General features: G+C 70.9%; 12 protein-coding genes. 11 read left to right on the forward strand and 1 reads right to left on the reverse strand.

What is annotated here, in order from left to right:
* Window positions 1-84 precede the first annotated feature (84 nt).
* From CLV30_RS26250 to CLV30_RS04445, 5 genes are all read left to right on the forward strand, one after another.
* Window positions 85-252 (forward strand): hypothetical protein, encoded by a 168-nt coding sequence (locus CLV30_RS26250; protein WP_165358430.1) that lies wholly within the window; start codon window positions 85-87, stop codon window positions 250-252.
* Window position 253: 1 nt separating this feature from the next.
* On the forward strand, window positions 254-901 hold the full coding sequence (locus tag CLV30_RS04430) for a DsbA family oxidoreductase (protein ID WP_106535955.1): 648 nt from the start codon (window positions 254-256) through the stop codon (window positions 899-901).
* 50 nt (window positions 902-951) lie between these two features.
* Complete coding sequence (gene xylB, locus CLV30_RS04435) at window positions 952-2,358, forward strand: xylulokinase (RefSeq protein WP_106536077.1); 1,407 nt, start codon at window positions 952-954, stop codon at window positions 2,356-2,358.
* A 239-nt stretch (window positions 2,359-2,597) separates the two neighbouring features.
* The gene (locus tag CLV30_RS04440; protein WP_106536079.1) at window positions 2,598-3,737 is read left to right on the forward strand and encodes an LLM class flavin-dependent oxidoreductase; all 1,140 of its coding nucleotides are present in this window, start codon (window positions 2,598-2,600) and stop codon (window positions 3,735-3,737) included.
* Window positions 3,737-4,366, forward strand: coding sequence for an FMN reductase (locus CLV30_RS04445; protein ID WP_106536078.1), 630 nt, complete (start codon window positions 3,737-3,739; stop codon window positions 4,364-4,366). Before CLV30_RS04440 ends, CLV30_RS04445 begins: the two co-directional genes overlap by 1 nt.
* Window positions 4,367-4,634: 268 nt before the next feature.
* On the opposite strand, the gene CLV30_RS04450 is transcribed toward CLV30_RS04445, so the two are convergent.
* Window positions 4,635-5,873, reverse strand: coding sequence for an ROK family protein (locus CLV30_RS04450; RefSeq protein ID WP_205740428.1), 1,239 nt, complete (start codon window positions 5,871-5,873; stop codon window positions 4,635-4,637).
* A 111-nt stretch (window positions 5,874-5,984) separates the two neighbouring features.
* On the opposite strand from CLV30_RS04450, the gene CLV30_RS04455 reads away from it, so the two are divergent.
* From CLV30_RS04455 to CLV30_RS04480, 6 genes are all read left to right on the forward strand, one after another.
* Window positions 5,985-7,127, forward strand: a complete 1,143-nt coding sequence (locus CLV30_RS04455; protein ID WP_106535956.1) for a Gfo/Idh/MocA family protein — start codon at window positions 5,985-5,987, stop codon at window positions 7,125-7,127.
* A 59-nt stretch (window positions 7,128-7,186) separates the two neighbouring features.
* Complete coding sequence (locus CLV30_RS04460; protein WP_106536082.1) at window positions 7,187-8,662, forward strand: sugar ABC transporter ATP-binding protein; 1,476 nt, start codon at window positions 7,187-7,189, stop codon at window positions 8,660-8,662.
* The gene (locus CLV30_RS04465; protein WP_205740426.1) at window positions 8,659-9,765 is read left to right on the forward strand and encodes an ABC transporter permease; all 1,107 of its coding nucleotides are present in this window, start codon (window positions 8,659-8,661) and stop codon (window positions 9,763-9,765) included. Before CLV30_RS04460 ends, CLV30_RS04465 begins: the two co-directional genes overlap by 4 nt.
* Window positions 9,766-9,767: 2 nt before the next feature.
* Complete coding sequence (locus CLV30_RS04470) at window positions 9,768-10,811, forward strand: ABC transporter permease (protein ID WP_205740425.1); 1,044 nt, start codon at window positions 9,768-9,770, stop codon at window positions 10,809-10,811.
* A gap of 24 nt (window positions 10,812-10,835) precedes the next feature.
* Window positions 10,836-12,059, forward strand: a complete 1,224-nt coding sequence (locus CLV30_RS04475) for a substrate-binding domain-containing protein (protein WP_106535958.1) — start codon at window positions 10,836-10,838, stop codon at window positions 12,057-12,059.
* 165 nt (window positions 12,060-12,224) lie between these two features.
* The gene (locus tag CLV30_RS04480) at window positions 12,225-13,094 is read left to right on the forward strand and encodes a sugar phosphate isomerase/epimerase family protein (protein WP_106535959.1); all 870 of its coding nucleotides are present in this window, start codon (window positions 12,225-12,227) and stop codon (window positions 13,092-13,094) included.
* The last annotated feature ends 48 nt before the right edge of the window (window positions 13,095-13,142 follow it).

Below are 13,142 nucleotides of genomic sequence, written 5' to 3' on the forward strand. Positions count from 1 at the left end.
GCGGCAGGGTGGGAATAGCGGGGTGAACGGCGGTGCTGACCCGCGGTGAGAGCCGTACCGGTGTCATCCAGTGGAGGTGTGTCGATGAACGACGCGACGGCGGCGGAGCCGTCCCGAGCCGACGAGCCGGCGTCCGGCGGCGGTCTGGTCATGGTGGACGGTGACGCGGACGCGGACGCGGGCGCGTGCGCCGACGGCGTGTGCGCGGTCCCGCCGACGGCGACGCCCGGCGATCCGTCGGCAGGAGCGTGACATGCTGATCGAGGTCTGGTCCGATTTCGTCTGCCCGTGGTGCTACATCGGCAAGCGCCGGCTCGAGTCCGCGCTCGGCGAGTTCGAGCACGCCGACGACGTCGAGATCGTCTGGCGCAGCTATCAGCTCGACCCGTCCGTCGAGGCGGGAACCGCCGAAAGTCTGCACGAGCACATGAGCCGCAAGTTCGGCGGGCTCGACCGGGCCCGCGAGATGACCGACCGGGTGACGGAGATCGCCGCCGGCGACGGCCTGGAGTACCGGCTCGACCGGGCGCGGGTGGCGAACACGTTCGACGCGCACCGGGTGGCGCATCTCGCTCGTGAACACGGCGCCGGAGCCGCGGTGCACGTAGGGTTCATGCGGGCCTACGTGACGGACGCCGAGGACCTCGGCGATCACGAGACGCTCGTCCGGCTGGCCGCCGAGGCCGGTGTGCCGGAGGACGACATCCGCCGTGTCCTCGCCGGTGACGCGTTCGGCGACGAGGTCCGCTCCGAGATCGGCGAGGCGGGCAGGCTGGGCGCGAGCGGCGTTCCGTTCTTCGTCATGGGCCGCACCCACGGCGTCGCCGGGGCACAGCCCACCGAGACGTTCCTCGGCGCGTTGCGTGAGGCGTACAGCAGGGTCGGCGTGGCGGCCCGATAGTCCCCGCCCCGCTCGCGAGAGGCCGGACGAAACCGGGCATGATGACCGGCATGACTCTGGTGGCTGGAATCGATTCGTCCACGCAAGCCTGCAAGGTCGTCCTCGTCGACGCGGACTCCGGTGCGGTGGTCGACACCGGGCGGGCCGACCATCCGGACGGCACCGAGGTCGGGCCGGAGGCGTGGTGGGACGCGTTACGGGCGGCCGGCGACGGCCTGCTGGAGCGGGCCGACGCCGTCGCGGTCGGTGGTCAGCAGCACGGCATGGTGGTGCTGGACGCGGACGGCGCCGTGGTGCGGCCGGCGCTGTTGTGGAACGACACCCGCTCGGCGGGCGCGGCGCGTGAGCTCACCGACGAGCTGGGCGGAGCCGGCGCGTGGGCCGACGCCGTCGGGCTGGTGCTGGTCGCCAGCTTCACGGTGACGAAGCTGCGCTGGCTGGCCGCGCACGAGCCCGCGAACGCCGCACGCGCCGAGCAGGTCATGCTGCCGCACGACTACCTGACCTGGCAGCTGGCCGGCCGGCCCGACGAGGCGACGACCGACCGCGGGGACGCGTCCGGCACCGGGTACTGGTCCGCGGCGAACGAGTCGTACCGCCCCGATCTGTTGAGCATGGCCTTCGGCCGCGAGCTGGGGGTCCCGCGGGTGGCCGCTCCGGCAGAGGTGGTGGGGCGCACGCCCTCCGGCGCGGCCATCGCTGCCGGCACCGGCGACAACATGGGCGCGGCTCTGGGGCTGACTCTCGAGCCGGGCGACGTGGTCGTGTCCCTGGGCACCAGCGGGACCGTGTTCGCGGTGTCCGAGTCGCCGGTGACCGACGTGACCGGCACCGTGGCAGGGTTCGCGGACGCCACCGGGCGGCATCTGCCGCTGGTGGCGACGTTGAACGCGGCGCGGGTCCTTTCTGCGACCGCCACGATGCTCGGCACGGACCTGGCCGGGCTGGACAGGCTCGCGCTCGAGGCCCCCGCCGGTGCGAACGGGCTGGTGCTGCTGCCGTATCTGGACGGCGAGCGGACGCCGGACCTTCCGGGCGCCACCGGCAGCCTGGTCGGGCTCACCCGCGCGAGCATGACGCCGCAGACCATGGCACGCGCGGCGGTCGAGGGGATGCTGTGCGGCCTGGCCGACGGCGTGGACGCGATGCGTGCCCAGGGCGTCGCGGTCGAGCGGATCGTCCTGGTCGGAGGCGCGGCACAGTCGGCGGCGGTGCGTGCGGTGGCCGCGGACGTGTTCGGCGTGCCGGTGGTGGTTCCGGCGGCGGGGGAGTACGTGGCCCGCGGCGCCGCGCGGCAGGCGGCCTGGGCGCTGGCCGCTACGTCGGCCCCACCGGAGTGGGAACTGGCGGTGGACACCACTGTGCATCCGGGCGCCGGTATCGAGACCGTCGGCGGCGCCGACGGTACCCAGGTCCGTGCGGCCTACGCCGAGGCGCGGTCCCGCCTGCACCCCTGACGCCGCTGGGGCCGCGAACGGTGACCGGCGCTCGAGAAGAATCCGGCACGCGCAACCGTCGCGGAATGATCACGTTCAGCATGGTTTTGCCTGGAGTACCACCCGTGTAGGCCTGGTGGTGCGACGGTTCCCCTGGTGATGGCCCGCACCGTCGCGGAATAGGACATCGACGCCAACCGTTGCAGCCGTGTATCTTTGATGACACGTCAACAATATGGGCGGGTGAGTAAACGATGACGATGCAGTTCGGGATCTTCAGCGTGGGCGACGTGACGCCGGATCCGACGAACGGGCGCGTGCCGTCGGAGGCGGAACGGATCAAGGCGATGGTCGCCATCGCGCTGAAGGCCGAGGAGGTCGGCCTGGACGTCTTCGCCGTCGGCGAGCACCACAACCCGCCCTTCGCCGCCCCGCCGAACCCGCCGGTGCTGCTGGCCAACGTCGCCGCACGGACCGAGCGGATCGTCCTCTCCACGGCGACGACCCTCATCACCACCAACGACCCGGTCCGCCTCGCCGAGGACTACGCCTACCTGCAGCATCTGGCCGACGGCCGGGTCGACCTGATGATGGGCCGCGGCAACACCGGCCCGGTCTACCCGTGGTTCGGGCAGGACATCCGCAACGGCATCGCGCTCGCGGTCGAGAACTACGCGCTGCTGCACCGGCTGTGGCGCGAGGACGTCGTCGACTGGCAGGGCAAGTTCCGCACGCCGCTGCAGTCGTTCACCGCGACACCCCGCCCGCTGGACGGCGTGCCGCCGTTCGTCTGGCACGGTTCGATCCGCAGCCCCGAGATCGCCGAGCAGGCGGCCTACTACGGCGACGGCTTCTTCCACAACAACATCTTCTGGCCGATGACGCACACCAAGCAGATGGTGGACCTCTACCGCCGCCGCTACGAGCACTACGGCCACGGCCGCGCCGACCAGGCGATCGTCGGGCTCGGCGGCCAGGTCTTCATGCGGGCGAACTCCCAGGACGCGGTACGGGAGTTCCGTCCGTACTTCGACGTCGCGCCGGTGTACGGCCACGGCCCGTCGCTGGAGGAGTTCAGCGCCGAGACGCCGTTGACGGTCGGTAGTCCGCAGCAGGTCATCGACCGCTACGCGGCGATGCGCGAGGACGTCGGCGACTACCAGCGCCAGCTGTTCCTGATGGACCACGCGGGTCTGCCGCTGTCCACCGTGCTGGAGCAGTTGGAGATCCTCGGCGGCGAGGTGGTGCCGGTGCTGCGCAAGGAGCTGGACGCCGGGCGCCCTGCTCACGTCCCGGACGCGCCGACGCACGCCTCGCGCGTCGCCGCGGCCGAGCAGGCGGCCGAAACGGCCGAGCGGACGACCGACCGTGGCGCCGACGCGCCGGCGGAGGTGCTGTGATGACGCAGCGGAAGCTGGCCGTCGTCTCCGCCGGGCTGCGTGAGCCGTCGTCGACCCGGATGCTGGCCGACCGCCTGGCCGCAGCCACCGCCGAGGCGCTGCGGCAGCAGGACACCGAGCCGGAGGTCACCGTCGTCGAGCTCCGCGACCACGCGGCGGAGCTGAGCAGCACCATGCTGACCGGGTTCGCGACCGGGACGCTGAGCACGGCGATCGACGACGTGGTCGCGGCCGACGGCCTGATCGCGGTGACGCCGGTGTTCACGGCGTCGTACAGCGGCCTGTTCAAGTCGTTCTTCGACGTGCTCGACGCGGACGCGCTGGCCGGCATGCCGGTGCTGATCGGCGCGACCGGCGGGACGGAGCGGCACTCGCTGGTCCTCGAGCACGCGATGCGCCCGATGTTCACCTACCTGCGCTCGGTCGTCGTGCCGACCGGTGTGTACGCCGCGACGTCGGACTGGGGCACGGGGACGGCGACCGGCGTACTCGGCGACCGGATCACCCGTGCGGGTGCCGAACTGGCCGGGCTCGTCGCGTCCCGGAAGCCGCGCGAAGCGGCGGACCCGTTCGCCGCGCCGACACCGTTCGAGCAGCTGCTGGCCGAGGTCGATCACTCCGACAACTGATCGCGTGATCTCTCGGACTCGTGGCCGGGCGCCGGTGCCGACCAACCGTGATGATCAGGTGACAAACAGAAGCCGTACGACGCGTGGCAGTCACCTGATCGTTCTGTGTCCACATCCTGGAGGCGATCAGGTGACAACGGACCGCTCGGCGGTGACGTCGGCCGTCGTCGGAGCAGGCGTCGGCCGGTTGGGTGTCACCTGATCACGCGAGAGGCGATGATCAGGTGCACAAGTGGTGATCAGGTGACACGGCGATCAGGTGACGCGGTCACGATGTGCCGAGCAGTGCGTCCAGCTGCGCCGGGGCCAGCGCATGGTCGATCACCATGACGGCCGCGCCGATGACGCCGGCCCGGTCGCCGGTGCGGGACTGCACGATGCGCAGGTGCTGGGTGGCCAGTGGCAGCGAGCGCCGGTAGACGATCTCGCGGACGCCGGCGATCAGGTGCTCGCCGGACTGCGCCAGCGAGCCGCCGATGACGATCAGCGACGGGTTGAACAGGCTGACGGCCGCGGCGAGCACCTCGCCGATGTCGCGCCCGGCCTGCCGCACCAGTTGCAGCGCCTCCACCGACCCGCCGCGGGCGAGGTTGACGACGTCGCGGCTGGACGCGGCGGGGATGCCGCGTGTCGTGAGCGCCGCGGCGATGGCGGCGCCGCTGGCGACGGCCTCGAGGCAGCCGGTGTTCCCGCATCGGCAGACGACGTCGTCGCTGTGCGGCAACTGCAGGTGTCCCATGTCGCCGGCGGCGCCCTGCGCGCCGCGGTGCAGCCGGCCGTCGCTGATCAGGCCGCTGCCGATGCCGGTGGCGATCTTGACGAACATCATGTGCGGCGCGCTGCGCCACTGGGTGAAGTGCTCGCCGAGCGCCATGATGTTGACGTCGTTGTCGACGAGGGCGACGACGCCGAGCCGTTCGCGCAGGTAGCCCTGGACGTCGAAGCCGTCCCAGCCGGGCATGATCGGCGGGTTCACCGGCCGGCCGGTGGAGTGTTCCACCGGGCCCGGCAGGCCGATGCCGACGCCGAGCAGGTCGGACGGTGAGCGGCCGATCTCGTCGAGAAGCTCGTGTGAGGCGCGGACCACGCGGTCGAGTACCGGGTCCGGTCCCTGGGCGACGTCCAGTTCCTCGCGCAGCTCGGCGAGCACGTCGCCGGCGAGGTCGGTGACGGCGACCCTGGCGTGCGTGGCGCCGATGTCCGCCGCGAGCGTCACTCGCGCCGTCGGGTTGAACGCGAAGCGGGTCGGCGGGCGCCCGCCCGTGGACGTCGCCTCACCTGCCGGGCCGATGAACCCCGCGGCCAGCAGCGCGTCGACGCGCTGCGCGATGGTCGAGCGCGCCAGCCCGGTGACCGACGCCAGCTCGGAGCGGGTGCGGGGGGTGCCGTCGCGCATCATCCACAGCAGCGCGCCCGCTCCGGCCACCGTGGGACCGGTGACGGGGTCGGACAGCATGTCCGCTGGCGGCGTCCCCTTGTGGCCGTCGCCGACCGAGTCTTCCAGCATCTATTAAGTGAAACATATCTGGCTTGCGTCGGTGCGTCGTGCCATAGTTTTGCAACGAACCGGCAACTTTTGATTGACACACGTCAAAAGTCACCGCTAGGTTCGGCGTCCATGGGAGTGGCCCCCGTCACAGAAGAGACCGCAGACCAACCAGACATCCCCGCCGGAAACGGTCGCCGGGCGGCGATCGTCGGCACCGGATTCATGGGCCGGGTACATGCCCGGGCCGTCCGGGCCGGCGGTGGCCGAGTCGTCGGGATCGTCGGATCGAGCCTCGAACGAGCCGAGTCGGCGCGCCCGGAGATCGGCGCGGACCAGGCGTTCGGTGACCTCCGTGACCTGGTGGAATCGGTGGACGTGGACGTCGTCCACGTCTGTACGCCGAACCACCTGCACGAACCGGTCGTCCACGCCGCACTCGCCGCCGGCAAGCACGTCGTCTGCGAGAAACCGCTCGCCGTCGACGGCGCGACCGCCGAGCGCCTGGCCGACGCCGCGCGTTCCGCGGACCGGATCGCGACGGTGCCGTTCGTCTACCGCTTCCACCCGGTGGTGCGCGAAGCGCGCGAGCGGGTGCGGCGCGGCGAGATCGGAACGATATCGCTGGTGCACGGCAGCTATCTGCAGGACTGGATGCTGCACCCCAGCGACGACAACTGGCGCGTCGACCCGGAGTTCGGCGGGCCGACCCGGGCATTCGGCGACATCGGCTCGCACTGGTGCGACCTGCTCGAGTTCGTCACCGGCGACCGGATCGTCGGGCTCAGCGCGCGGACGTCCACGGTGAACGGGCGGCGCGGCGAGTCGCAGCAGCGCGACGTCACCACCGAGGACGTCGTGACCATGCAGTTCGCCACCGCGTCGGGAGCCCCCGGCTCGGTGGTGATCAGCCAGGTCTCCGCCGGCCGGAAGAACCGCCTGCTGCTCGAGGTGTCCGGGTCCCAGGGAACGCTCAGCTTCGACCAGGAGAACCCGGAAGTGCTGTGGTGGGGCGGACGCGAGCGCAGCAGCCTCGTCGTGCGCGACCCCGACACGCTCAGCGACGCGGCCGCCCGGTACGCGCACATCCCCGCGGGACACCCGCAGGGCTACCAGGACTGCTTCAACTCCTTCGTGGCCGACACGGCCGCCGCCGTCCGCGGAGACACCCCGGACGGGCTGCCGACCTTCGACGACGGCCTGCGGGCTGCCCGGCTCGCCGACGCCGTCGTGGCCTCGGCCCGTGAACAGAGCTGGGTGGAGGTGGCACGGTGACCGCCAACCCGTCCGCGGCGCCCTCCGGCGGCACGGCCGTCGGTACAGCGCTGCTGCGGATGACCGGCGTCGAGAAGTCGTTCCTCGGCGTGCGCGTGCTGCACGGCGTCGACCTCGACCTGCGTGCCGGCGAGGTGCACGCGCTGGTCGGTGAGAACGGCGCCGGGAAGTCGACGCTGATGAAGATCCTCGCCGGCGTGCATCGCGCCGACAACGGGCGCGTGGAGCTCGACGGCGAGCCGGTCGACTTCGAGCACCCCCTGCAGGCGCAGGAGGCCGGCGTCTCCACCGTCTTCCAGGAGTTCAACCTGCTGCCGGACCGCTCGGTGGCCGAGAACATCTTCCTCGGGCGCGAGCCGCGCACCCGCGGGATGGTCGACGCCGGCAAGATGAACGCGGACACCGCCTCGCTGCTCGAGGAGCTGGGGCTGACGTGGCTGTCCCCGCAGGCGCCGGTGCGCTCGCTGTCGGTCGCCGGCCAGCAGATCGTCGAGATCGTCAAGGCGCTGTCCTACGACGCGCGCATCATCTCGATGGACGAGCCGACCGCGGCGCTGGCCGACGAGGAGGTCGAGCTGCTGTACCGGCTGGTCGGCCAGCTGCGTGAGCGCGGCGTCGCGATCCTGTACGTCTCGCACCGGCTCAAGGAGATCTTCGACCTCTGCGACCGGGTGACGGTGCTGAAGGACGGCGCCCTGGTCGACACGGTCGACACCGCGGCGATCGACTCCGAGGACCTGGTCCGCATGATGGTCGGCCGGCCGATGTCGTCGTTCTTCCCGGAAAAGATCCCCGGGACGACGGTGGGCGACGTCAAGCTGCGGGTCAGCGGCGGCGGGAACGAACAGCTCGACGGCATCGACCTGGAGCTGCGCTCCGGCGAGATCGTCGCGCTGGCCGGGCTGCAGGGCAGTGGGCGCACCGAGATCGCGCACGCGTTGTTCGGCATCGCCCGGTTCACCCGCGGCTCGGTGCACATGGACGGTCGGCGGCTGCGGCTGCGATCGGCCCGGCAGGCGGTCCGTGCCGGACTCGCGCTGGTCACCGAGGACCGCAAGGCCGAAGGGCTGGCGCTGAACCAGTCCGTGTCCGCGAACGCGCGGCTGGTGCTCGACGCGGTCAGCCCGCGTGGCGCTACCCGCCGCGCGAAACGGATCCCCGGCATCCTGTCCTCGCTCGATCTCGTCGCGCGCGGCGAGGACCAGGAGGTGCGGTTCCTCTCCGGCGGCAACCAGCAGAAGGTGGTCCTGGCCAAGTGGCTGGCCACCGAGCCGTCGGTCATCGTGCTCGACGAGCCGACCCGCGGCATCGACGTCGGAGCGAAGCACCGCGTCTACAGCCTCATGCGCGAGCTCGCCGCCGAGGGGGTGGCGATCCTGATGATCTCGTCCGAGCTTCCGGAGGTCATCGGCATGGCCGACCGGATCGTCGTGCTGAGCGACGGCCGGATCGCCGGAGAGACCTCCGGCGGCGTGCCGGAAGAGGACGTGATGGCGCTGGCCACCGGCCACGCGAGCGAAGGGGGGAGGTCGTGAGCACGACCGTGACCACGCAGACGGCGACACCGGTGCGTCGCCGCCGGCTCGGCTCGACCGAGCTGGTGTACCTGGCGCTGCTCGGCGTCGTGATCATCGGCGCGGTGCTCGTGGGCATCCGCGGTGACAACCTGCTCAGCACCGCCAACACGGTCGACATGCTGACCCGCTCGAGCCTGCTGGGCTTCGTCGCCCTCGGGCAGACGTTCGTCATCCTGTGCCGCTCGCTCGACCTGTCGGTCGGTTACGTGATGGCGCTGTCCAGCCTGATCGGCGCCACCACCATGGCCGGCGACGCCGCGCGGATACCGCTGGGCATCGCCGTCGTCGTGCTGGTCGCGGGCGCCATCGGCCTGGCGAACGGGCTGATCATCACGCTGCTCAAGGTCAACCCGTTCATCACCACCCTGGGCATGGGCCTGATCATCAAGGGGTACCTGGACACGCAGTACAAGGGCCCGGCCGGCGAGGTGCCGAGCGTGTTCCAGCAGTTCGGGTACAGCCGGATCGGGCCCGTCCCGCTGTCGGCCGCGGTCATGCTGATCGCCGTCGTCGCCGGCATCCTCTACCTGCGCAAGACGCGGACCGGCTACCACATGTACGCCGTCGGCGGCAGCGACGACGTCGCGCGGCTGTCCGGGATCCGCACCGGCCGGGTGATGATCATCTCGCACGTGCTGTGCTCGATCGCGGCCGGAGTCGCCGGCCTGCTGATCGCGGCACGGTTCGGCACCGGTAGCGCCCTGGTCTACGACTCCGGCTACGAGCTCGACTCGATCGCCGCGGTGGTGCTGGGCGGCACCTTCCTGATGGGCGGGCGCGGCGGAGTCGCCGGAACGCTCGCCGGGGTGCTGATCCTGGCGGAGCTGGACACGATCTTCAACATCCTGCAGGTGGACCCGTTCTTCAAGGACGTGCTCCGCGGCGTGGTCATCATCGCCGCCGTCGCCATCTACGCCCGTCGCTACCACGACCGGCAGGCCACCCGGGTCCGGTTCCGCGGTAACGGCGGAGGCGGCGAGAGACGGGGCCGTGACCCCGGGGCGCCCCCGGACTCCGCCGACGACGAATCCGTTCCGGCCGGCCACGGGGGTGGACGATGACCATGACCCAGACGCCCGCGCCACAGCGCCAGGGCGGAAACAGGGCCGCGGGACTGCTCGCGGCGTTGTTCGGCGGAGGCAGCGCCACCGTGTTCGCGCTGCTGGTCGTGATCTTCGCGGTCATCGCCGTGGTCAACCCGGGATTCATGGAGCCGCCGTCGTTGATGGCGTTCATCAAGAACGCCGCTCCGCTGGTCATCCTGGCCGTGGGGCAGTACTTCGTGATCGTCGCCGGCGAGCTGGACCTGTCGGTCGGTTCGCTGGTGGGCGCGCAGGTCGTCATCGCAGCGGCGCTGATCGACGGCGAGGAGAGCCGCACCGTTCCGGTGATGCTGCTGATGCTCGCCTTCGGGATCGTGGTCGGCCTGGTGAACGGGCTGATCACGACCCTGCTGAAGGTGCACTCACTGATCACCACGCTCGGCATGATGCTGGTGCTCTACGGCGCCATCCGGCTGTGGACCGGAGGCTCGCCGACCGGTGCGCTGTCCGAGGGGTTCCGCCAGGCCGGGCGCGGTGGCATCGAGATGTCGGTGGTGCGGCTGCTGCCATGGGCGCTGTTCATCCTCGTCGCCGTGGTGATCGCAGCTGTCGTCCTCATGCGCAGCCCGTACGGCCGGACGTTGATCGCGGCCGGCGACAACGAGAAGGCCGCGGCCTTCTCCGGGGTGCGGGTGTGGCAGGTGCGCACCGCCGCCTTCGTCCTCTCGAGCGTGCTGGCGAGTCTCGCCGGCGTGCTCATCGGCGGCTACGCGGGCGTCACGGCGCAGGTGGGTGACGGGCTCGAGTTCACGGCGATCACGGCCGTGGTGCTCGGCGGTGTGGTGCTCGGCGGCGGACGCGGCACGGTCGTCGCCGCGATGGCCGGTGCGCTGACCGTCGAAGCACTGTTCACCCTGTTCAACCAGCTCAGCTTGCCGTCGACCATCCGGCCGGCGGTCCAAGGCGTGATCATCATCGCGGCGGTGGCCTATGCCGCGCGCGAACGGTCACGTCCCGCAGTACCGGCAACCGATGCTCGACCCGACGAAACCACGGGGTCCTAGGACCGTTCGAGGAAGGAAAGTCATATGCGGAAGCTTCGTGTTCTGTCCGCCGGCGCCGTTACCGCGGTGCTCGCGCTGACGGCATGCACGACCGACGAGCCGGCGGACACCACCGACGAGGTGGACCAGGCCGCCGAGCAGCCGGACGACGGGGGGCAGTCCTCCGAAGGCTCCGGCGACGAGTGGTTCGTCCAGGCCGAGTACGAGAAACAGCTCGCCCAGCGCGACAAGGAGCCGGAGGGCCCGGCGGACAAGCCGTGGCTGCAGGCGATCGACCCCGAATACGTCGAGACCGCCGAGTACGCACAGGACGGCAACACGCTGTGCTTCTCCAACGCCTCGGTCGCCAACCCGTGGCGGGTGACCGGCTGGATCACGATGCAGCAGCAGGTCCAGGTGTACAAAGACAGCGGCGACATCGGCGAGTTCCGCGTATCTGACGCCGGCGGCGACGACAACAAGCAGATCTCCGACATCCAGGCGTTCGTCGACGCGGGTGACTGCAACGCGATCATCATCTCGCCGTCGACCACGGCCACCCTCACGCCGGCCGTCGAGGCGGCGTGCCAGAGCGGTGTCCCGGTGATCGTGTTCGACCGCGGCGTCAACACCGACTGCATGGTGACGTTCATCCACCCGATCGGCGGCTACGCCTACGGCGCCGACGGCGCGGAGTTCCTGGTCGAGAACCTCGAGCCGGGCTCGAAGGTGCTGGCGCTGCGGATCCTGCCCGGTGTCGACGTGCTGGAGCACCGGTGGGCGGCGGCACAGGAGATCTTCGCCGACAGCGACCTGGAGATCCTCGGCAACGAGTTCACCGAGGGCGACGCCGCCACCATCAAGGACACCGTCACCCAGTACCTGCAGCGCGGCGAGGTCGACGGCATCTGGATGGACGCCGGCGACGGCGCGGTCGCGGCCGTCGAGGCGTTCGAGGACACCGGCAACGATTACCCGGTCATGGTCGGTGAGGACGAGCTGGGCTTCATGCGCAAGTGGAAGGAGACCGGCATGACGGCCATCGCTCCGGCGTACTCGAACTTCCAGTGGCGCACCCCGATCGAGGCCGCGGTGAAGATCTGGAACGGCGAGAAGGTCCCGTCCGAGTGGGTGCTGCCGCAGGAGCCGATCACCGAGGAGGACCGGGACGAGTACCTCGACCGCAACGAGGGCATGCCCGACCTGCACTACGCGAAGTTCGGCGGCGAGGACCTTCCCGGGTTCCCCGAGGCCTGGCAGGATCGCTGACCCGTCCGACCTCTCGTTCCCGACCACCGACGATCACCACCCCTCCCGTCCCTCGTTGATCGTGGAGAAATACGGCTCCAGCGGGCGATTCGTCCGAATCTCAGCCGAAGAACTCCACGATCAACGAGGGCGGGGCGGAGACACACCTGATGAGGAGCTGAGCCGATGAACAGGGCGCTGGGCGTCAACACCTGGGTGTGGACGTCACCGCTGACCGACACCAGCCTGGCGGCGCTGGCGCCGCGGATCGCGGACTGGGGCTTCGACGTCATCGAGCTCCCGGTCGAGAACCCGGGCGACTGGGATCCGCAGCGCGCGTCCGCCCTGCTCGACGAGCTCGGCCTGAAGGCGTGCGTCGTGCTGGTCATGGGTGAGGGGCGCGAGCTGGTCGCCACGGACCCGGGAACGGTCGCCACCACCCGCGACTACCTGCGCCATGTCGTGGACGTGGCGCAGGCGGTGGGGTCGCCGGTCATCGCCGGCCCCGCGTACGCCTCGGTGGGCCGGACGTGGCGGATGGACGACATCGAGCGCCGGCAGCGCTACGCCGAGTTGCGCGACGGTCTCGGCCCCGTGGTCGAGCACGCCGCGGACGCCGGCGTGACCGTCGCCGTCGAGCCGTTGAACCGATACGAGACCAGCCTGATCAACACCGTCGAGCAGGGTCTGGACGCCCTGGACGGGCTACCGCCCGCGGCGTGCGGTCTGGCGCTGGACGTGTACCACATGAACATCGAGGAACGTGACATCGCCGAGGCGATCACCCGCGCAGGGGACCGGATCGCCCATGTCCAGGTCTGCGCGAACGATCGAGGGGCGCCGGGCGCGGACCATCTGGACTGGACCGGCATCCTGGCCGCTCTCGACCGGGCCGGCTACGAGGGTCCCCTGGCCATCGAGTCGTTCACCGCCGAGAACGCCACCATCGCCACCGCCGCGTCGATCTGGCGGCCGCTCGCGGCCAACCAGGACGCGATCGCCGTGGACGGGCTGTCGTTCCTGCGGGACGTGGAGGAGGTGGTCGGCCAGCCGTAGGTGTTCGCGACCGCCGGCGCCGGCACGCCGCGGGGCTCCGAGAAGACG

It is taken from the genome of Haloactinopolyspora alba (assembly GCF_003014555.1).
Classification (GTDB): domain Bacteria; phylum Actinomycetota; class Actinomycetes; order Jiangellales; family Jiangellaceae; genus Haloactinopolyspora; species Haloactinopolyspora alba.